At 71.5% G+C, this 20309-nt stretch carries 20 protein-coding genes; 11 read left to right on the plus strand and 9 right to left on the minus strand.

All coding sequences use genetic code 11. From position 1 onward, the window contains the following. Nucleotides 1-21: 21 nt before the first annotated feature. Complete coding sequence (locus F8274_RS00260) at nucleotides 22-348, minus strand: helix-turn-helix domain-containing protein (protein ID WP_151460223.1); 327 nt, start codon at nucleotides 346-348, stop codon at nucleotides 22-24. Nucleotides 349-559: 211 nt separating this feature from the next. Between F8274_RS00260 and F8274_RS00265 the strand changes: the two genes are divergently transcribed. The 3 genes from F8274_RS00265 to F8274_RS00275 all read left to right on the plus strand — a co-directional run bounded on the left by F8274_RS00265 (nucleotide 560) and on the right by F8274_RS00275 (nucleotide 3094). Further along, complete coding sequence (locus tag F8274_RS00265) at nucleotides 560-1333, plus strand: alpha/beta fold hydrolase (RefSeq protein ID WP_225853486.1); 774 nt, start codon at nucleotides 560-562, stop codon at nucleotides 1331-1333. Nucleotides 1334-1464: 131 nt separating this feature from the next. Further along, on the plus strand, nucleotides 1465-1836 hold the full coding sequence (locus F8274_RS00270; protein WP_151460225.1) for a YciI family protein: 372 nt from the start codon (nucleotides 1465-1467) through the stop codon (nucleotides 1834-1836). A 43-nt stretch (nucleotides 1837-1879) separates the two neighbouring features. Then, nucleotides 1880-3094: an RNA polymerase sigma factor gene (locus tag F8274_RS00275; RefSeq protein WP_151460226.1), complete on the plus strand. Its 1215-nt coding sequence runs from the start codon at nucleotides 1880-1882 to the stop codon at nucleotides 3092-3094. Between the two features lie 50 nt (nucleotides 3095-3144). On the opposite strand, the gene F8274_RS00280 is transcribed toward F8274_RS00275, so the two are convergent. Then, the gene (locus F8274_RS00280; RefSeq protein WP_151460227.1) at nucleotides 3145-4128 is read right to left on the minus strand and encodes a glycosyltransferase family 2 protein; all 984 of its coding nucleotides are present in this window, start codon (nucleotides 4126-4128) and stop codon (nucleotides 3145-3147) included. Continuing rightward, nucleotides 4088-4825 (minus strand): class I SAM-dependent methyltransferase, encoded by a 738-nt coding sequence (locus F8274_RS00285; RefSeq protein WP_225853487.1) that lies wholly within the window; start codon nucleotides 4823-4825, stop codon nucleotides 4088-4090. Before F8274_RS00285 ends, F8274_RS00280 begins: the two co-directional genes overlap by 41 nt. An 83-nt stretch (nucleotides 4826-4908) precedes the next feature. On the opposite strand from F8274_RS00285, the gene F8274_RS00290 reads away from it, so the two are divergent. The 3 genes from F8274_RS00290 (at nucleotide 4909) to F8274_RS00300 (ending at nucleotide 7860) form a co-directional block, all read left to right on the plus strand. After that, nucleotides 4909-6018 carry an iron-containing redox enzyme family protein gene (locus tag F8274_RS00290; RefSeq protein ID WP_151460229.1) on the plus strand — a complete coding sequence of 370 codons (1110 nt, stop codon included), beginning with the start codon at nucleotides 4909-4911 and terminating at the stop codon, nucleotides 6016-6018. Nucleotides 6019-6071: 53 nt separating this feature from the next. Continuing rightward, nucleotides 6072-6326, plus strand: coding sequence for a CDGSH iron-sulfur domain-containing protein (locus F8274_RS00295; protein ID WP_151460230.1), 255 nt, complete (start codon nucleotides 6072-6074; stop codon nucleotides 6324-6326). Between the two features lie 241 nt (nucleotides 6327-6567). After that, a complete protein-coding gene (locus F8274_RS00300; protein WP_151460231.1) occupies nucleotides 6568-7860 on the plus strand; it encodes a GAF domain-containing protein in 1293 nt (430 codons plus the stop codon). A 131-nt stretch (nucleotides 7861-7991) separates the two neighbouring features. Here F8274_RS00300 and F8274_RS00305 read toward each other — a convergent pair whose 3' ends face one another. Both F8274_RS00305 and F8274_RS00310 read right to left on the minus strand, forming a co-directional pair. Then, nucleotides 7992-8759: a L,D-transpeptidase gene (locus F8274_RS00305; protein ID WP_151460232.1), complete on the minus strand. Its 768-nt coding sequence runs from the start codon at nucleotides 8757-8759 to the stop codon at nucleotides 7992-7994. A 109-nt stretch (nucleotides 8760-8868) separates the two neighbouring features. Next, on the minus strand, nucleotides 8869-9534 hold the full coding sequence (locus tag F8274_RS00310) for a DUF4097 family beta strand repeat-containing protein (protein WP_151460272.1): 666 nt from the start codon (nucleotides 9532-9534) through the stop codon (nucleotides 8869-8871). A 362-nt stretch (nucleotides 9535-9896) separates the two neighbouring features. Between F8274_RS00310 and F8274_RS00315 the strand changes: the two genes are divergently transcribed. The 3 genes from F8274_RS00315 to F8274_RS00325 are packed head-to-tail and all read left to right on the plus strand — an operon-like array spanning nucleotide 9897 to nucleotide 13118. Continuing rightward, nucleotides 9897-10862, plus strand: coding sequence for a carbohydrate ABC transporter permease (locus F8274_RS00315; protein ID WP_225853488.1), 966 nt, complete (start codon nucleotides 9897-9899; stop codon nucleotides 10860-10862). Continuing rightward, nucleotides 10859-11689: a carbohydrate ABC transporter permease gene (locus tag F8274_RS00320; RefSeq protein ID WP_151460234.1), complete on the plus strand. Its 831-nt coding sequence runs from the start codon at nucleotides 10859-10861 to the stop codon at nucleotides 11687-11689. Before F8274_RS00315 ends, F8274_RS00320 begins: the two co-directional genes overlap by 4 nt. A gap of 19 nt (nucleotides 11690-11708) precedes the next feature. Continuing rightward, nucleotides 11709-13118 carry an ABC transporter substrate-binding protein gene (locus F8274_RS00325; RefSeq protein ID WP_225853489.1) on the plus strand — a complete coding sequence of 470 codons (1410 nt, stop codon included), beginning with the start codon at nucleotides 11709-11711 and terminating at the stop codon, nucleotides 13116-13118. A gap of 92 nt (nucleotides 13119-13210) precedes the next feature. On the opposite strand, the gene F8274_RS32415 is transcribed toward F8274_RS00325, so the two are convergent. Beyond that, complete coding sequence (locus F8274_RS32415; RefSeq protein WP_151460235.1) at nucleotides 13211-14332, minus strand: glycerophosphodiester phosphodiesterase family protein; 1122 nt, start codon at nucleotides 14330-14332, stop codon at nucleotides 13211-13213. Nucleotides 14333-14468: 136 nt separating this feature from the next. On the opposite strand from F8274_RS32415, the gene F8274_RS00335 reads away from it, so the two are divergent. Further along, entirely contained in the window at nucleotides 14469-15023 is a 555-nt protein-coding gene (locus F8274_RS00335) for a hypothetical protein (RefSeq protein ID WP_151460236.1), read from the plus strand. A gap of 109 nt (nucleotides 15024-15132) precedes the next feature. Continuing rightward, the gene (locus tag F8274_RS00340; protein WP_225853490.1) at nucleotides 15133-16185 is read left to right on the plus strand and encodes an FAD-dependent oxidoreductase; all 1053 of its coding nucleotides are present in this window, start codon (nucleotides 15133-15135) and stop codon (nucleotides 16183-16185) included. A gap of 53 nt (nucleotides 16186-16238) precedes the next feature. Here the strand turns inward: F8274_RS00340 and F8274_RS00345 are convergent, their stop codons facing one another. The 3 genes from F8274_RS00345 to F8274_RS00355 all read right to left on the minus strand — a co-directional run bounded on the left by F8274_RS00345 (nucleotide 16239) and on the right by F8274_RS00355 (nucleotide 20262). Then, a complete protein-coding gene (locus F8274_RS00345; protein WP_151460238.1) occupies nucleotides 16239-16658 on the minus strand; it encodes a PPOX class F420-dependent oxidoreductase in 420 nt (139 codons plus the stop codon). Nucleotides 16659-16722: 64 nt separating this feature from the next. Next, entirely contained in the window at nucleotides 16723-17871 is a 1149-nt protein-coding gene (locus F8274_RS00350) for a D-alanyl-D-alanine carboxypeptidase family protein (RefSeq protein ID WP_151460274.1), read from the minus strand. A 420-nt stretch (nucleotides 17872-18291) separates the two neighbouring features. After that, on the minus strand, nucleotides 18292-20262 hold the full coding sequence (locus F8274_RS00355; RefSeq protein WP_151460239.1) for a potassium transporter Kup: 1971 nt from the start codon (nucleotides 20260-20262) through the stop codon (nucleotides 18292-18294). Nucleotides 20263-20309: the final 47 nt, after the last annotated feature.

A 20309-nucleotide genomic window follows, 5' to 3' on the forward strand; every position in this document is an offset into this window, starting at 1 on the left:
AGGAAAACGGAGGGATGTCCATCATTGCTCCTTCGGATCGGTGGTCAGGGTGGTCGCCGCGGCGGCGATGACCTCGGGTGTGAGCAGCAGCGAGAACGGCGCGGCCCGGTAGAACTTCAGCGCCTTGCCGTCCGGCGACAGCTCGAGGTCGGCGGTCACCAGACCGGCCCGCTCCAGCTTCTTCAGGTGCACCTGGAGCAGGGCGCGGCTGATGCCGAGGTCGCGGGCGAGCTGCGACACGTACGCCCGGCCACCGGCCAGCGCGGCCACCACCCGCAGCCGGTGCGGGTTGGCGAGGGCGCCCAGCATCCCGAGGAGCGCATCACCCGTCAGCTCCTGCTTGCTCATGCCAACTATTATTTGCATGTGACAGCACAAGTGTCAACCGAACGGTGGGAGAGGTGGGCGGAGATCACAGCCGACGCCCGCTTCTGTCGGCGGCCGTAGTCTCAGCGTCATGACGAAGCCACAGACGCATACCCTCGCCCTGCCGGACGTCGACCTGGTCTACGACGTTCGCGGCCCGCTCCCACCAGCCGGTGGGCGTCCCGCCCTGGTCATGATCGGCCAGCCGATGACTGCGGAAGGCTTCGACGCGCTCGCCGCCCACTTCACGGACCGCACGGTCGTCACCTACGACCCGCGCGGCCTGGGCCGCAGCGTCCGCAAGGACGGCCGGTCCGATCACACGCCGCAGCATCAGGCCGCCGACCTGCACCTTCTGGTCGAGGCGCTCGGCGCCGGTCCGGTCGACATGTTCGCCAGCAGCGGTGGTGCGGTGACCGCGCTCGAACTGGTCGCGACCCACCCCGGCGATGTCGTCACGCTGGTGGCGCATGAGCCGCCGATCAACGCCGTGCTGCCCGACGCCGCGGCCGCCGAACGCGCGCGGGCCGCCTTCCACGAGGCGTACCAGGCGAAGGGCACCGGTGCGGGCATGGCCGCGTTCATCGCGATGACGTCCTGGCAGGGCGAGTTCACCGACGCCTACTTTGCGCAGCCCGAGCCCGACCCGGCGATGTTCGGCCTGCCGACCGACGACGACGGCACCCGCGACGATCCGCTGCTGTCGAAGAACTCGTGGGCGATCACCGACTACCGCCCCGACGCGGAAGCGCTCACCGCGGCACCGACCCGGATCGTGATCGCGGTCGGCGAGGAGTCGGCGGGAACGTACACCGCCCGTACGGCCGTCGGCACCGCCGCCCTGCTCGGCCAGGAAGCCACGGTGTTCCCGAGCCATCACGGCGGATTCCTCGGTGGTCAGTTCGGTTATGCCGGCAAGCCCGAAGAGTTCGCCGCGAGGCTCCGAGAGGTTCTCGCCGCCGGTTGACCAACTCGGGTTGCGCAGCCCGGCTGCCGTGCGGCGGGAGATTTCTCCGGGGCCGTGTCGATCCGCGCGCCGCTCGTTCGACGTTAGGGTGCGAGGGCCGAGAGGCGGCCCCGGCGGACGAGGAGAGCGCCATGCCGAAGTACCTGCTGATCATGCGGGGCACCGACGAGTCGAACGCGGCCATGATGGCCGACATCGACGAGATGATGGCCACGACCCGCCAGTTCATCGAGGAGATGGTCAAGGCCGGCGTCCTCCTCGCGGCGGAAGGGCTGGACGATCCGGCCCAGGGCGTGATGGTCGACTTCAGCGGCGAGGCCCCGGTTGTCACGGACGGGCCGTACGGGGAGACCAAGGAACTGTTCGGGGGCTTCTTCCTGCTCGACGTGGCCTCGAAACAGGAGGCGGTCGAGTGGGCCAAGCGGGTGCCGGCGGCCCGCGGTGCCAAGGTCGAGGTCCGGCGGGTGCCCGGGAGCGACGAGGTCCCGCAGGTCGAGGCGTGACCGTCCAGGACTGGGCCGGGCGCGAGAGCAACGGCCGGATCTGATGGGTACGGCCGACGTCGAGGCCGTCTGGCGGATCGAGTCGGCGCGGATCGTCGCCGCGCTGACCCGGTTCACCGGCGATTTCGGGCTGGCCGAGGACGCGGCCCAGGAGGCGGTGGCAGAGGCGCTGGTGTCGTGGCCGCTCGCCGCTCCGGCCAATCCGGCCGGTTGGCTGATGGCCACGGCCCGGCGGCGGGCCGTCGACGTGATCCGCCGCCGCACCGCCCTCCAGGACCGGTACGCCCTGCTGGCGGTCGACCCGGCGGTCGACGAGGAAATCGACCTCGACAAGATCGACGACGACATCCTGGCGCTGATGTTCGTCAGCTGCCATCCGGTGCTGTCGCCCGAATCCCGGGTGGCCCTGACCCTGCGCGTGGTCGGCGGCCTGTCCAGCGAGGAGATCGCCCGCGCGTTCCTCGTGTCCGTGCCGACCGTGCAGGCCCGCATCACCCGGGGCAAGAAGACGATCGCGGCGGCCGGGGTGCCGTTCGAACTGCCGACGGCGGGCGAGCGCCGGGAACGGCTCGGCGGCGTGCTCAGCGTCCTCTACGTCATCTTCACCGAGGGGTCGACGGCCACGTCGGGCGACCGGCTGCTGTGCCCCGACGTCGCGTACGAGGCGATCCGGCTGGCCCGCACGCTGGCCGCGCTGCAGCCGGACGAGCCGGAGGTGCACGGGCTGCTGGCGTTGTGCGAGCTGACGGCCGCGCGCTTCCCGGCCCGGACCGGCCCGGACGGTTCGCCGGTCCTGCTCGAGGACCAGGACCGGCGGCGGTGGGACCTCTCGGCCATCCGCCGTGGGCTGGCCGCGCTGGCCAAGGCATCGAGTCGCGGCCTCGGCCCCTACGGCCTGCAGGCCGCGATCGCCGCCGCCCACGCGTCCGCGCCCTCCGTCGAGGCGACCGACTGGGACCGGATCGTGGTGCTCTACGAGGCGCTCGGCCGGGTCGCGCCCTCGCCGGTGGTCGAGCTCAACCGGGCCGTCGCCGTGGCCATGGCCTCGGGTCCGGCCCAAGCCCTGGCCATCGTGGACGAACTGGTCGCCTCCGACCGGCTCCCCGGTTCGCATCTGGTGCCCACCGTACGCGGCGAGCTGCTGGCCCGGCTCGGACGGCGACCGGAGGCGCGCGCCGAGCTGGAGCTGGCGGCCCGGCTGTGCGCCAACCAGCGCGAACGCTCGGTGCTGCTGCGCAAGGCGGCCGCGCTGGGCTGACCTCTCCGGCCCGGCCAGCGGGGCTTCGAGCGGGGCCACGTGCTGGCGCTCTACGTGTGCAGGGCCGGGGGACCGGGTGGTGGGACGGGCAGCCGGCACCGTGAAGGGGCATCCGCTCCGGCGCTCCCCGCCCCCGGCCTGCGAGCTGTGGGCTGCGTTCGTGCGAGCCGTCGGCGCAGGGCGCGCGCCGGGCTCGCGGCCCGGCGAAGCCGCCCTCCGGAATAGCGGACCCCGCCGCGGCACACCGCCTGACCGACGGCAAGCCAACTGCACACGCCGCGTTCGAGCAGCCACAGCGGCGCCACCCAGGCCGTGGTGGGGGAGAAGACCCTTGTGCCGCCGGCACGACGCCGACCTGTCTCGGCCAGGGCGACGACTGCGGCCGCGGTCGCGGCCAGCAGCCCGGTCCGTCGCGCCGTGACGGCCGCCGCCACCCCCGGCAGAACGAGCAACGCCGCCACCAGGCGAAGCGGCTGTGCGAGCTCGTCGTAGGCCTGCCGGACCCGCTGGGAGCAGAAATGCCGGGTCGTCGGGGGCAGGCGCCGGACGTACAGGCCCGCGGCGGTGGCCACGGTGCCCCCGTACGCCTGCACGGTCCGGATCAGCTCGAGGTTCTCGAAGAGCACGTCCGGGTCGTAGCCGCCCATGGCGAGGAAGACACTGCGCCGCACGGCCAGGGTCCCGGGAAAGTCCGCGCCCACGGCGCGGTTGAGCAGGATGCGCCCCGTGTCCCAGTGGGCGTGCCAGGGCAGCGGGTCGAAATAGTTCTGCGGCCGCACCAGGTCCGCGTGCCGAAGCAGGAGCTGGACGGCGTGCAGCCCGTGCCCGTCGTAGCGGACATCGTCGTCGGCGATCACCACATCCTCGTGGCTGGCCGCGGGCACGCCCGTCAGCACGCCGAGCACCTTGCCGTTGCGCCCCCGCAGGCCCGCCGGCGGATCGGCAGCACGTAGGTGATCGGCAGTGCCTCGGGTGACCCGCCGCCTGCGACGGTCATCGCTGCTCCGGCCGTCGGTAGGCCGTGACGTGGTCACGGCTGGTGTCGCCGAACGGGCGGCGGGACCAGTCCGCCCACCGGTGTTCCCGGCGCATGCCGGCCAGTTCGGCCATCAGGTCCAGCTCCGCCGGCCAGGCGTAGCGGTGATTGGCGGGCAGAAGCTGGACACCGGCGGCGGTCAGCCGCACCTTGGTGGTGGTCATCCGCTGCTCGGCCGGGTGCAGCATCGCGGCCTCCACCAGGACGTCGTCCTCGGTGACCCGCACCGGACGCAGCGCGCGGCCGTGGCGGAACGCCGCCGGGTCGGGCACCCAGGCCTCGATCACGAACCGGCCGCCGGGGCGCAGGTGCGCCGCGGCGTTGCGGAAGCAGGCAACCTGCGCGGCCTGGTCAGGTAGGGCGAACACGGTGTTGAAGGCGAGCAGGACGAGCGCGAACTCGCCCGGGACCCGAGTGTCGGCGAAGTCGCCGACGGCGACCTCCAGGTGCTGCCCGCCGGGCTTGGCGCGCAGGCCCGCCACCATGTCCGGGGAGCCCTCGACGCCGGCCACGGTCAGGCCGCGTTCGGCCAACGGCAACGCCAGGCGGCCGGTGCCGATACCGAACTCGCAGACCGGTCCGCCGTCGGCCAGCTCCGCCAGGGTGTCGACCGCCGCGTCCGGGGTCAGGTAGGCGTAGGTGTCGTCATAGACGTCCGCCACGTGCCGCCCGTAGGCACCCGCGTCGAATGGCACTCTGCCTCCCGTACCAGGTTGGGCCCTGGCAGTGCCCGTTCTGTCACCCCCCAAACGGAGGTTTGTGCCGCTGACGCCGGGGAATGCCGCCGGCCGCGAGAGGAGACCAGGTGTCCGACTCCTATGGTCATGCACCCCTGCCTGAGCCGCGTGGCCCGGTGTCGGCGATCGTTCGGGACGCTCTCCGGCGGGCTCCCCACAACCTGCCCGTGGGGCTGCCGGCGGCCTTTGCCGGCGCCGACCCGCTGACCGACGAGGACCTCCAGCTCACCCTCTTTCTCTGCTACGAGCTGCATTACCGCGGCTGGCGGGGCGTCGACGACGGCTGGGAGTGGCAGCCGTCCCTGCTCGCCGTCCGCGCGGCGGCGGAGCGCCGGTTCGAGGCGGCGCTGCGAACGCTGACGGGACCACCTCCTCCGGTCCCACCCGAACAACTGCCGGCGGCGTTGCACCGGTTCACGACCACGGGCGGAGGTCCGTCGGTCGGCGGGTTCCTCAAGCGTCGGGGCACGTTGGCGCAGTTCCGGGAGTTCGCCGTGCACCGGTCGATCTACCACCTGCGGGAGGCCGATCCGCACAGCTGGGGCCTGCCCCGGCTCGGCGGTCCACCGAAGGCCGCCCTGGTCGAGATACAGATGGACGAGTACGGCAACGGCCGCCTGCACCGCATGCACGCCGAGTTGTTCCGCACCACGATGAGTCGGCTCGGGCTGGACACCCGCTACGGCGCCCACCTGAACGCCGCCCCGGCCATCACGCTGGCGACGAACAACGCGATGTCGCTGTTCGGCCTGCACCGACGGCTGCGCGGAGCGCTGCTGGGGCACCTCGCCGCCTTCGAGATGACCTCCTCGCTACCGAACCGGCGCTACGGTGACGCGCTGCGTCGCCTCGGCGGTGACGAGGCGGCGACCCGCTTCTTCGACGAACACGTCGAGGCGGACGCCGTCCACGAACAGATCGCCGTGCACGACCTCTGCGTCGGTCTGGCCCGCCAGGATCCCGCCCTGACCGCCGACGTGCTCCTCGGCGCGGCGACCGTCCTCGCGCTCGACGACCTGTTCGCCAGTCACCTCGTGGACGCCTGGACCACCGGCCGCAGCTCGCTACGAAGCCCGGAACGCGAGCCGGTGACGCCTCCCGCCGCCCTGCCCGCTGCGCCGCTGGCGCCGGTGGTCGCCGGGCCGGTGTGAGCGGCCAGCCTCCCTCACCACCACCACGTCGCCAGCGCAGCGAGGAGTTCGCCATGACCCCGTCCGGCCAGCCGAACCCCGCAGCCGCCACCATCACCCCGTACCCGGACGGCCCCCTCGTCGTGCGCGGTGACTTCGCCGTGACCACGCCCGACGGCCGCAACATCGACGTGCGCCGGCGCACCATCGCCCTGTGTCGCTGCGGCAAGTCGGCGATCAGCCCGTTCTGCGACGGCACGCACAAGGCGCTCGGTTTCCGGATCGACAGCGACCCCGCGCAGGCCGGCTCCGCCGGTCCGGCCGACTGACTGTCCCCGGGCAAATCTCGACGGGTCCGGCGAACCCGGCGCAACGGCGGATCGAGCACGGGCGCCGCCACCGAACCGGGCAGGTCCGCCCGCCCATCCGTTACGCTCTCCGGAACGACCGGCGTCCCGACCGGCACGCCTGCTGCTCCGCGACAGGCAGGACCGGCGGTCCGGGACAGCCGCGCGGCGGAGCCCCGGGCTGGCACGCCGGTCACCACGCAGGGCAGAGAGGGATGACACCATGACGGCGGTAGCGGGCCAGCAGCCGACTGCGCTGGATTCCGCAGTCGCCGGGCACGGAGCGGAGGAGGATCTCCGGTCGTTGTTCGGGCAGTCCACCGCCGTCTTCGCGTCGCTGGCCGGGCCGACGCACCTGGTGGAGAGCGCGAATCCGGCGTTCTTCGCCACCATCGGCGAGACGCGGGCCCGCACCGGAGCGCCGCTCGTGGATCTGATGCCCGAGCTGGCCGGCCAGGGCTTCATCGCCTTGCTCGACGAGGTCTACCGCACGGGCGAGCCCTACACCGGCCGTGACGTCCGGGTGGTGCTGGGCGCCGGGCCGCACGCGCGGGAGTCGTTCTTCGACTTCACCTACGAGCCGCGGCGGGACGCCGACGGCAACGTGACCGGCATCCGTGTGATCGGCGTGGAGACCACACAGGTCAAGCACGCTCAACGGCTGATGGCCGAACATCGCGCCCTCGTGGAGCAGATCGCCCGCCAGGCACCGCTCACCGAGGTGCTCGACGGGATGGCCCGCTGTATCGAGAACCTCGCACCGCAGGAGGTCCTGGTCTCCGTCCTGCTCGCCGATCCCGACGGCCGGCACCTGCGCCACGGCGCCGCGCCCAGCCTGCCCGACTTCTACAACCAGGCCATCGACGGGATCGCCACCGGCGAGGGCGTCGGCTCCTGCGGCACCGCCGCGCACCGGCGGGAACCGGTCATCGTCACCGACATCACCACCGACCCGTTCTGGGACGACTTCCGCGACCTGGCCGAGCGTGCGGGACTGGGCGCCTGCTGGTCCACGCCGATCCTGGCCCGTGACGGCAGCCTGCTGGGCACCTTCGCCATGTACCACCGCAATCCCCGCGTTCCGCAGGACACTGACCTCGCCCTCGCCCGGGTCTTCACCGGCACGGCGGCCCTGGCCATCGAACGCCACCACATCGAACAGGCGAAGGCGGCCGCCGACGCACGAGCCCGAGCAGCGCACGACGAGCTGGCGAAGGTGGTGCAGGCGGAGCGGGAACTGCGCGCCGAGGCCGAGCAGCGCGCCGCCGCCGCGGCGGAACTCACCGCCCGGATGCGTGCCGCCGCCGCCGCGCAGGCCGCCACACCGCACCCCGAGCAGTGCCAGCTCGGCGGTACCGGCGGGTGCGCCGCACCGGCCGAGATCAAGATCGCCGATTCGTGGGGCGACTCGGCGTGGGGCTGCCCCACGCACGTCGAGGAAGCCATCATCAACGTGCGCTCGGTGTTCATCGCCAGCGAGGAACTCGGCGGCCTGGCCGCGTACCTCAGCCGTTGACCCTCGTCCGGGCCACCGACGGCGGGGCTTGAGCGGTCCGCCCCCGGGTGCCGTGCGGTGCGGCGGCGCCCACGTCGGCGCCGGTGGTTCCGACCTGTCGAGGCTGCCGTCCTCGGCGTGATCGCCGAGGGTCAGTAGCGACCGAGGCTTTCCAGCGGGCACATGACGATGCGCGGCTGGGCCGCGGGATCGAGCCAGCGCAGCACGCTGACCAGGTCGGTGTGCGACAGGCTGACGCAGCCGGCGGTGGGGCCGGACGGGGTCTTGCTGAACTCGTGCAGGAAGATTCCGCTGCCCGCGTTCGGCACCGGCTTCGCCGCGTTCGGCGGCATGTTGTAGGTGATCACGGCGAAGTGCGTGTAGGCGGGCTTCTCCTGCCACAGCGCCTCGCTGAGGCCACCGGGACTGGTGGCCGTGTGCTGGAAGGTGTTGTAGGCGGGCGAGTTCGGGTTCTCGTTCCACCAGTCGTTCACGACGAGCCGGTGGTAGGGGTACCGGACGCCCGGGTTGGCCGCGATGCCGTACATCGTCGGGCCGATGGAGTAGACACCGGTCGGCGTGGTCGGAACACCCTCGACGTGATGGTCGCTGAAGAACTGGGATCCGATCCGCGCGGGCAGCGCCGCGGAGACCGGGGTCCAGATCCCGTCGACCTTCGCGAACGTCTCCAGCGTGGCGTAACTGGTGCGGTAGCTGGCCGCGGTCACGATGACGACCTGTCGGGTGGTCGCCGGCAGGGTCGTGAGGTTGTGGGCCTTGTTGTTCCGCGAGGAGCGGCGCGGCCGGGGCCTGTCGATGGTGGCGTCGGGGGTCGACGCGGCGGCGGGCGTCGCGCCGGAGGCGATGACGGGAGCGGCGGCGCCGGCCGCCGCGCCGAGGATCAGAGATCTCCGCTTCATCTGCCAGATCCTCGCACTTCGGCCGTCTCCGTGTTGTCCTTCACCGCGCTGAATCGCCGTGCCCCGGGCGCCGAGCGACGCTGTCGATGCCCGGGGAACGGCCGGCCGGTCAGAGGCTGCGGGCGGTGATGTCGCCCTGGGAGGTGGTGGCACGGATGTCGAGTTCGGCGGTGCCGTCGTTCTTGAGGGCGTTGCTGATGCGCCCGTAGCCGGTGCCGGCGTCCAGCGTGGCCGAGACGCCGCCGGCGGCAGCGACCGAGATGTCGCCGGACTGGGTGCGGAGCACGACCGCGCCTCGCACGGCCTCGGCGATCCGGATGTCGCCCCGTGCGGTGCTGATCTCCGCGGGGCCGTTCAGCCGGCCGACCTCGACGTCCCCGTCGACCGCGGTGAGCCGGACGCTGGCGGCCTCGTCGAGCTTGATCTGGCGGTACGCGCCGTCGACGACGACGTCACCGAGGCGCCCGACGCCGCGGAGCTCGACGGCGGCGGCCTTGGCCTCGATGCGGGAGCCGGCGGGCAGCTGGACGGTGACCTCCACGGATCCGGACGGGCCGAAGAGCCGGTTGTCCGGAGTCGGGGCCGTGACCCGCAGGACGCCGCCGGCGTAGGTGACGCTGGTCTGCTCGGCGGTCTTGGCGTCGCGGCTCTTGCCGAGGTCGGCGGGCCGGACCTCGACGGCGGTGTCGGCGCGGTCCGCGGCGATGAACTGGATGCGTCCGGAGGGGATGTCCAGGACAGCGGAGATCGGGGCGGGGGTGTCGAACGTCTGCATCATGCTCTCCCATGTTCACGCACTGTTTCTGACACCGGAAACGCTACGTTGCTTTCCAAATCTCGACAACGCCGCTGTTGCGTGGGACGCACATACTCCCAGCTCAGAGGACCGAAAGTGTTGCAACGGCTGTGGCGGGAACGCAACGCGGAGGAACCTGACCGTTGCAATGGGCGATGTGTGAACGCCACGGTCGGGGTGAGCCGGGGTCAACCTGGACCCTCTTGCGCATCCTCGGCGAGCACTGGGGACGGTGTCCCTCGGGCAGCCATCGGACGCCGAGGCTCGCTGGCAAGAACTGCCAGCTCCGGGTCACGCAGGGAAGGATTTCTTTCGCTCGATGGCGTTGGTACTGTGCTGCGGTGCCTCCCCCTCGCACCGTCAACGCCCCACCGGATGACCGCGCCTCGACCGTAGAGTCCACACGCTCCACCGTCCGGCGGGGGAAGCCGGCACGTTTCACCGAGTCCGGTCTCGGGGGGCTGCTGCTGCTGCCGTCGGTCGTGGTCTTCGTGCTGTTCGTGTTCTGGCCGCTGGGGCGGACGTTGTACCTGTCCGTCCACGGCAACGACCTCTTCGGCGCCCCGTCGGTCTACGTCGGCGCGGAGCACTACCGCGAGATGCTGTCAGCCGACTTCGGCAAGGTGCTGGCCACGACGGGCCTGTTCACGCTGTTCTCGGTGGTGCCGGCCGTCCTGGGGGCGCTCTTCGTGGTGCTGCTGCTGGAGGCGCGCATCCGCGGCGTACGGGTGTTGCGCACCGCCTTCGCGCTGCCGTTCGCGTTCTCGGTGGCGACGGCGTCGGTCGTCTTCGCCGTCATCTACAACCCGGCGATCGGCGTGGCGAACGGAGTGCTCGGTTCCCTCGGGATCGACCGGGTCAACTGGCTCACCGACCCGTCGATCGCGCTGCCCGCCGTCTGCGCCGCGACCGTGTGGATGAACTTCGGTTACAACGTCCTCGTGCTCTCCGCCGGCGTCGCGGCGATCTCACCGGAGGTGGTCGAGGCGGCGCGGCTCGACGGGGCGTCCGGCTGGCGGCTGGCGTCCCGGATCACCGTGCCGCTGCTCTCCCCGCAGTTGTTCTTCCTCGTCGTGGTGTCCACGATCCACGCGTTGCAGAGCTTCGGACAGATCCACATCCTGACCAAGGGCGGCCCGGACCAGGCCACGACCACGCTGGTCTACTCGATCTACGAGAAGGCGTTCGCCTTCGGGTCCTCCGACTTCGGGTCGGCCAGCGCACAGGCCGTCGTGCTGCTGGTCGTCATGCTCGGCTGCACGGCCGTCCAGTTCGGCATCCTCGAGCGGCGGGTCCACTATCGATGAAGAAGTTCAGCCTCGGGCGGGTCGCCGTCTACGTCGTGCTCGGCCTGGCCGCGATCCCGGTTCTGTTCCCCATCTACTACGGCTTCGTCGGTGCGGTGATGGGTCCCGGTGACCTGGCCACCTACCCGCCGGCGCTGGTGCCGCACGAGCTCTACTGGCAGAACATCACCGACGTCTTCCGCTCGGTGCCGCTCGGCCGTTTCTACGTGAACTCCGCCATCCAGGCCGGGGCCATCACGCTGGCCCAGATCGTCACCAGCATCCTGGCCGCGTACGCCTTCGCGTTCCTTCGCCTGCCCGCGAAGGCGGTGACGTTCGCGCTGTTCCTCGCCACGCTCATGGTGCCGTGGGAAGCGATCATCATCCCCAACTACCTGGCCATCTCGGGATGGGGTCTGGCGCGGGGTGGGATGACCTACCTCGGTCTCGTGCTGCCCTTCCTCGCGTCGGCGTTCGGCACGTTCCTGCTGCGGCAGGCCTTCCTGCAGTTCCCGACCGAGTTGCGGGACGCCGCGGTGATCGACGGGTGCGGTCACTGGCGCCTGTTGTGGCGGGTCATCGTCCCCTTGTCCAAGCCGTCGATCGCGGCGGTCGGCGTCTACGTCTTCCTGTCGGCCTGGAACCAGTACTTCTGGCCGCTGATCCTGATCCGCGACTCGGATTTCCAGACGCTGCAGATCGGCATCTCCCAGCTCAACGACGCCGAGGTGGCGCAACCGGGCCTGGTCCTCGCGGGCGTCGCGCTGTCCCTGCTCCCGACGTTGGCTGTCGTGCTCTTCGGTCAGCGCTACATCGTCCGTGGCCTCACCGCCGGCGCGCTGCGGTAACCCAAGAAGAGGAGAACCCGTGAGACAACCCAAGCTCCGTCGGGCCATGACGGCGTTCGTCGCCCTGGCCGCCGCCGCCGCGCTGACGGCGTGCGGTGGTTCCGGGTCCGGCACCGATTCGGCCAAGGACGCGCTCGAGGCGCCCGGCGCCGAGGTGCTCGAGAAGGCCACCGACAAGACCACCATCGAGTTCTGGCACGGGATGAAGGGCGCCAACGCCGCGGCGATCGACAAGCTGGTCGCCGACTTCAACGCCCAGAGCGGGGGCAAGGTCGAGGTCAAGCCCATCTACCAGGGCAACTACGACGAGACGATCGCCAAGTACAAGGCCTCGGTGCAGCAGAAGAACACTCCCGCCCTGGTGCAGGTCTACGACATCGGCTCCCGCTTCATGGTCGACTCCAAGCAGACCGTGCCGATGTTCAAGTTCATCGACAAGGACAAGTTCAACGCCGGCGACATCGAGCCGAACATCGCCAACTACTACTCGATCGACGGCAAGCTCCAGTCGATGCCCTTCAACACCTCCACCCCGCTGCTGTACCTCAACAAGGAGGCCTTCGTCCGGGCCGGCCTCGACCCGACGAAGCCGCCGACCAACCTCGACGAGATCGGGGAGATGGCGAAGAAGCTGACCGTCAAGGACGCCGGCGGCAAGACCGTCCAGTACGGCTTCGGGGCCGCCATCTACGGCTGGCTGCTGGAGCAGTTGATCGCCACCGACGGCAAGGAGTACTGCGACAACGGCAACGGGCGCAAGGGCCTGGCGACGAAGGTGCAGTTCGACCAGGAGATCGGCGTCCGCGTCGCGCAGTGGTGGGTGGACCTGGTGAAGGGCGGCTACGCGACGAACACCGGCCGCAAGACCGACGACGCCCAGGCCGCCTTCAAGGCGGGCACCGTGGCCATGCACCTGGAGTCCACGGGCGCCATGCGCGGCTACGTCGACGCGGCCAAGGGCAAGTTCACGGTGCTCACCGCGCCGTACCCGAAGGCGAGCAGCGCGGCCACGGGCGGGCCGATCATCGGTGGCGCCTCGCTGTGGATCAACGGCGTCGGTCACAGCGACAAGGAGAAGCGCGCCGCCTGGGAGTTCGTGAAGTTCGCGGTGAGCCCGGCCCAGCAGGCCAAGTGGCACACGGGCACCGGGTACGTGCCGGTCAACGCCAAGGCACTGGACGAGCAGATCGACAAGGACTGGGTCGCGCAGTACCCGCAGTTCAAAACGGCCGTGGACCAACTGCACGCGCTGCCGCCGTCGGTCGCCTCGGCCGGCTGCCTGCTCGGCGTGATGCCGCAGGCCCGCAAGGCGTCCGAGGACGGGCTGGAGGCGGCGATCGTCGGCAGCAAGCCGGCCGACCAGGCCATGAAGGACGCCGCGGCGAGCGTGCAGCCCGCGATCGACAGCTACAACAAGTCGGTCAGCTGACCCACCGAGGGGACACCTCAGAGGAGGGGCCGGCTCCGTCGGGAGCCGGCCCCTCGACGCTCGGCCGGCCGCGCGGGGGCCTCCCGTCCAGATCAGACGATGTACGCGTACAGGTCGACGATCGTGCCGTCGGCGCGGTGCAGTCCGGCGGAGTCGCCCTTCGTGCCGTTCCAGACGGTGGCGGTGCGGCCGTTGTGGTAGGTCGCTGGGTCGTTCCGGCCCGGGCCGGTCCACACCCGCAGCAGCCCGCCCGCCGGGATCACGTAGCCGTCGCCCACCACGACCCTGGCGGACGACTGGCTCCGCAGGTACCAGCCGCTGACGTCCACCGGCTGTCCGGAGACGTTGCGCAGGACGACGTGCTCGCCGGCCCACTGCGGCTCGTCGCCGGGGGAGTGGTGCACGACATCCTCGACGACCACCCCCGCCGCGCCGGGCACCGGGTCGCGGCCGTGCAGCATGTTCGTGAGGGCACCCGGATAGTTGGTGATCATGCCGGCGACGCCGAGGTCGAGGGCCCGCCGCCACAACTCCGGCGAATCGACCGTCCACGGCACGACGGCCAGGCCCGCCTCGATGACGCGGGCCGCGTCCTCGGGCTCCAGCCGGCGGATGTCCGGGTTGACGGAGAAGACCCACGCCGCGAGGTCGGTCAGCTTCCCGCTTGTCGGCACGTCGTAGGCGATCAGCGCGACCGGGACGTCGGGCAACTGCGCGTGGAAATCCCGGAGAGCCTGCTCGTCGAAGGACCCGACGACAAGCGGCCGCGGGCGAGAGCCCAGCTCGATCTCGCCGCGACGCTCACGCAGCCGAGCGGCGACGGCGCGCGCCAGCCCGGGATTCAACGCGGGCGACTTCAGCTCGAGGTTCAGGCCGACCCGGCCCCCGAGCAGGTCGAGCAACTCGTCGAAGGTCAGGATGTGCTGGCCGGTGAAGTCGTCGTCGTACCACCCCCCGGCGTCGAGTTTCGTGAGCTCGGCGAGGGTGAAGTCGTGCACGTTCCAGGGCGCGCGGTCCGTGTATGCCAGCCGGGCGTCCGTGGTGCGGGCGAGCGTGGCATCGTGGATGATCACCAACTCCCCGTCGGCGCTGAGCTGCACGTCGGTCTCGATGTAGTCGGCGCCGTCGGCGATCGCCAGCTCGAAGGCGGCCGCGGTGTTCTCCGGCGCCATGCCGGACGATCCGCGGTGCGCGTACGTCTGACGCGTGCTCATCCGAGAACTCCCCGTGATCGGGACCGGCAGCTACGGCCCGACCCTAACCCGCCGACCGGCGAGGTCCACCTCCCGGTGGTGGAACGCGGCTCGGCCGCCGGACGGCGGCCCTTGACAGGGGCGACGCGATTCAGGCGTGAGCCGTCCGCCCACACTCCCGCCCTATCCCGGGTCCGCGCCGCCGGGGCGGGGCAGCGCGGGCTGGTGGGTCCTCGGCGCCGTCCTGGTCGTCGTGATCGCGGTCGGAGGCGTCGTCGTGTTCTGCGCCGGTCTCTGGACGTACGCGAACCACGACCGGCCCGAGCTGATCGACAATCCGCCGGTCAGCGAGGTGGCGGAGAACGCGTGCGCCACCATGCGCGCCACCGTGGCGGCGAAGGCCGCGCCGCCCGACGCCCCCGTCGACGCGCGGGTCCGCTCGATCCGGGAGCAGAACGCCGCGGTGACCGTCATGGTGGTGCAGGTGCGCGACCTGGACCGCGACCTGCGGGCGGACGATCGTCCGACCGACGCGTGGCTGGCCGACTGGGAGACCCTCGTCGAGGCCCGCGAGCGGTACGCGGCCGACCTTGCCGCCGGCCGCCGGCCGCACTTCGTGGTGCCCACCGCCGACGGCGGGCCGCTCACCGACCGGATGAACTCGGTGGGGCTGCGGTGCGAGGTCCCGCCGCAGCTCATCGACCTCCGGTAGCCGTGTCCGGCCCGGCACGTGCGTCGTCGCCCCCGACCGCAGCGTCCGGACGGTGTGAGATCCATCGCCCGGGGGAAGTCCCGGGTGAGCCGGAGATGTTGTGCGACACATGCCGGAGACGGATGTGGTGGTTGTCGGCGCCGGGCAGGCGGGGCTGTCCAGCGCGTACCACCTGCGCTCCTCAGGTCTTGACTTCGCGCTTCTGGACGCCGACGCGGCGCCCGGCGGGGCCTGGCAGCACCGGTGGCCGACGCTGCGCATGGCGACCGTGCACGGCATCTTCGACCTGCCCGGAATGCACTTCACGACGCCACCGCCGGACGAGCCGGCCGCCGACGCGGTGCCGGCCTATTTCGCCGCCTTCGAGCGTCAATTCGACATCGACGTCCAGCGTCCGGTCGCGGTCACGGCGGTCCGGAACGCCGGCGACGGACGACTGCTCGTCGAATCCGACAAGGGCGCCTGGATCACCCGGGCACTGATCAACGCGACGGGGACGTGGACCAGGCCGTTCGTGCCGTACTACCCCGGACAGGACACGTTCCTGGGGCGGCAGCTGCACACCGCCCACTACCGGGGACCGGCGGAATTCGCCGGGAAGCGGGTGGTCGTCGTCGGGGGCGGAGCCTCCGCCGTGCAGCTCCTGGTCGAGATCGCCGACGTCGCGGCGACGACGACCTGGGTCACCCGCCGCCCGCCGGTGTTCCGGGACGGGCCGTTCACCTCGGACTACGGGCGCGAGGTGGTCGCCAAGGTCGACGCCCGGGTACGGGCCGGCCTGCCCCCGGGAAGCATCGCCAGCGCGACCGAGCTGGCCTGGACACCGCAGATGCGCGAAGCCCGGGAACGCGGTCTCCTCCGGCGCCTGCCGATGTTCGACAAGATCGAACCCAGCGGCGTCCGGTGGCGCGACGGTGCCACGCAGGACGTGGACGTGATCCTCTGGTGCACCGGGTTCCGGCCGGCGCTCGACCACCTGGCGCCCCTGCGCCTGCGCGGCCCCCGCGGCGGCATCGTCATGGACGGCACCCGGGTGGTCACCGATCCCCGGATCCACCTGGTCGGCTACGGGCCGTCCGCCAGCACGGTCGGCGCGAACCGTGCCGGCCGGGCAGCGGTCCGCGAGCTGCGCGCGCTTCTGGCGGCGCCCGCCCTCGCCTGACCGGCCCAGCGACGGGTATCCGTTCACGGGCCGAACGTCGTCGGCACGCCCGGTCAGCCGACCTGGTCGTTGTCCTTCAGCGCACCCCAGCCGTGCCAGCGGTCGATCTCGATGACAGCGGTCACCCGCCGCCGATCGCGCCGTGGATAGGCCCTCCCGGTGTAGTGCTGGGAGAGCCGGTCGATGTCCGCCAGGTCCTCGTCGTCGCGGAGTTCGACGACGCGCCCGAGGATCGTGACGTGGGTGTACCAGGCCTGCCCGTCCAGCACGGTCAGGGTGACCCGGGGGTCGTTGCGGAGGTGGCTCAGCCGGCGGCGGCCCTCGTCCATGTTCACCATGATCCGACCGTCGTCCCACAGGTACCAGGTGGCCGCGGAGACCGGCTGACCATCGGCCCGGAGCGTGGCGATGACCGCGGGGTTCGCCTTCCGGAGCATGGTGACCGCGGATTCGGGCAGCGGCGGCTTCGACATGGTTCTCCTCCTCGCGACGGCGTGACCTCCGCAATGTACGCACCCACCGGGCCGCCCGCGCCGGCTACGGCTTCGCCCGCGCCGCCCTTCGTCGCCTGGGCGCCGTCAGGAGCAGGACGGCCAGGGCAGCGACGGCGCCGAGGCCGACGACGGTTACCCACGACGTCGACCGTCCGGTCCGCGCCGGCCCCTGCTGCTCGGCCTTGACCTGGGCGACGGGACGGTCGTACTTCTTCTCGTCCGGCGCGACCAGGCGACCGACCGACGCGTCGGGGGAGAGGGCGAAACCCCAGTTCAGTAGCGCCGCCGCCTCGCCCAGGCTGCCCAGCGGCGCGGTTTCCGCGCCGAGCAGCGTCACGGCGAGCCGCCGGCCGTTGCGCTCGGCCACCCCCACGTACGTCTGCCGTGCCAGGTCGGTGAAGCCGGTCTTCCCGCCGAGCGTCCCCGGATAGTGGTCCAGCAGCGTGTTGTCGTGGGTCAGGGAGAAGCCGGGCTGTCCCGGCCCTGCCGGCACCTCCGCCACCCGGGTGGCGATGTACCGCCGGAAGTCCGCGCGGGCGTAGGTGGCGCGCGCAATCAGCGCCAGGTCGTACGCGCTGGTGTACTGGCCCGGGCCGTCCAGCCCGGACGGTGTCACCGCGTGGGTCTGGTGTGCGCCCAGCCGGTGTGCCTCGTCGTTCATCGCCTGCACGCCGCCCTGCCGGCCGGCGCTGCCGCCGCCGACGCGGGCCAGCACGTTGGCGGCGTCGTTACCCGACTTGAGGAGAAGCCCCAGCCACAGGCTCTCGATCGAGTACCGTGCGCCCGGCACCACCCCCATCACCGAACTGGCCGGATCGAGATCCTGCAGGTCCGCCCGGGTCACCTCGACCACCCGCGTCGGGTCGAGGTGGGGCATGAGGGCCGCGGCGAGCAGCATCTTCTGCACGCTGGCCGGCGTGCGGTGCTCGTGCGGTCCGCAGCCACCCAGCACCGCGCCACTGTCGAGGTCGGCCACCAGCCACGAGGTGGCGGTCACCGCCGGGGCCATCGGCGCACCGGCCGGGATGGACAGTCCCGCCGTCGCCAGCGACTCGCCGCCGACGGCCAGGTCGGCGGGACCGACCGGCGGCGGCGACGGTGCGGCCGGTGGGGCAACCGGCGGCTTCACGGCCGGGCAGGGCAGGTACGGTGCGGCCGTCCGCACCGGCGACGCGGAAACGGCGGCGGGCATGGCCAGGAAAGCGCTGAGCGCCACCGCGACAATGCGAATGATGGTCACGTCAATGCACCGTAATCGCTCGCCATGCGAGCACGGCCCGGTTGCAGAAAGTGGTCCGGGGAGGGCGAGAATTCCGGCCTCGGCCCGGCCGGCACTCCTTCGATCGGCTTGTGCCGTTCGCGAGGCTCCGGGAGCGCATTTCCCGGTGCCCACGACCGGCGAAATCGCCGCAGCTGGGCTTTCTCCGGCCCAGCGGGTACGGCGGACGCGGCCAGGTCCGGACGGGATGGGTGAGCAGCCTGTCGTCATTTCGTCGAAATGAACTCCATGTCGCCGCCTTGGTGCCGGAGCGCCGGTCGACGACGATAACGCCAGGGCGTTGTTCGGTCGTAGCCCATTCGGCGTGGGCCGCGCACCTCGATCGGGGCACGCTCAGACCGCGACCTCGGCGCTCAGGACGATGGTGCGTTCCTCGGGCAGGTGGAGGAACTCGGTGTGGCTCGCGGCGTTGTGGGCGAGGGCGATGAACAGGCGCTTGCGCCAGACGGCCAGGCCGGGCTGGCGCGTGCACCGCAGCGTGATCCTCGAGACGAAGTAGGAGACCTGGTCCAGGTCGAGGTTGATCTCCTGGGCGTGGGGATGGGTGGCCGCGCGGCGAAGCACCTCGGGAAAGTCGGTGGGGTCCTGGAAGCCGAAGAGGGCGTCGATGTGGATGATGCCGTCGCTCGGGTCGCCCAGGTCGTCGATGGTGAGGCGCTGGTCCCAGGGGATGTGCGGGACATTGGCGGTGCGACCCGTGATGATCACAGTTCGCTCGTGCCGGACGTGGTAGTGCGCGACGTTCGCGCGTAACGCCAGGGGCGTCGTCTCCTTGTTCGGATGGGGAAAGACCGCGGTGCCCGGCACCCAGGGGATGTTCGTGGCGTGCAGGCTGTCGAGGAACTCGGGGAGGGGTCCCTCCCGTTCGATCCGCCGGGCGGTGACCAGCTCGGCGCCGCGTCGCCAGGTGAGCAGGACCGTGAACAGGACGCCCGCGATGAGCAGCGTCAGCCAGCCGCCGTGGGTGACCTTGGCCAGGTTCGCCGTGAAGAAGGTCAGCTCGATGCTGCCGAAGACCACGCCGAACAGCACCAGCCGCCGCGTGCTCCAGCGCCACCGCGCCCGCGCGACGACCAGGAACAGGGTCGTGGTGATCATGAAGGTGCCGGTGACCGCCACCCCGTACGCGGCGGCGAGGTTCGTGGACGAGCCGAACGCGAACACCACCACCAGGACCGCCGCGAACAGGCCCCAGTTCACCCCCGGGGCGTAGATCTGGCCGTACTGGCGGCGCGAGGTCTGCCGGATGCGCAGGTGCGGCAGGAAGCCCAGCCGCATGGCCTCCCGGGACACCGAGAACGCCCCGGAGATCACCGACTGGGACGCGATCACGGTGGCCACCGTGGCCAGGACGACCATCGGCAGCTGCGCCCAGCCGGGCAGCAGCAGGAAGAACGGATTGTCCCGGCTCTCCGGCGCCCGGAGGATCAGTGCGCCCTGGCCGAGATAGTTCAGGGTCAACGCGGGGAAGACGACCCCGAACCAGGCCCGGCGGATCGGAGCGCGACCGAAGTGCCCCATGTCGGCGTAGAGCGCCTCGGCGCCGGTGATCGACAGCACCACGGCGCCCATCGCGATGAACGCGATCATCGGGTGGTCGATGACGAACAGGGCCGCGTACGTCGGTGACAGCCCGGCCAGCACGCTGGGGTGACGGATCACCTCGGCCGCGCCGGCGACGGCCAGGCAGGCGAACCAGAGCAGCATGACCGGCCCGAACACGGCCCCGACCCGTCCGGTGCCCCAGCGCTGGATGGCGAACAGCAGGGTGAGGACCACCGCCGACGCCGGCAGGACCACCACCTCCAGCGCCGGGGAGATCACCTCGAGTCCTTCCACGGCCGACAGCACCGAGATCGCCGGGGTGATCACACTGTCGCCGTAGAACAGGGCTGCGCCGAGCGCTCCGAGCGCCAGCACGGTCTCGGCGCGCCGCTCACTGACCGTGAGCAGCGCCCGCCGGGCGAGGGCGGCCAGCGCCATCACCCCGCCCTCGCCCTCGTTGTCGGCCCGCAGGATGAAGATGACGTACTTGACCGAGACGATCAGGATGATCGACCAGAAGACCCACGAGATCACGCCGAACACGTCGGGGGCGTCCGGTGTCAGGTTGCGGTCCAGGGTGAAGACCGTCTTCAGCGCGTACAGCGGGCTCGTGCCGATGTCGCCGTAGACCACCCCCAACGCGCCCAGCAGCAACCCCAGTCCCGCTGTCCGGCGGCCCGCCCGGGACGCCGTCCCACCGCCCCCCGCCGGCTCCGGGGCAGCTGCCCCGGGCTGCTCGTCGCCTGCGCGCTCCGCCATCCCATAGGCATACCAACTCCCGGCCGTCCCCACCCCGGACCTCCGAA

Origin of the sequence: Micromonospora sp. AMSO31t, assembly GCF_008868175.1 — a bacterium.
Classification (GTDB): domain Bacteria; phylum Actinomycetota; class Actinomycetes; order Mycobacteriales; family Micromonosporaceae; genus Micromonospora.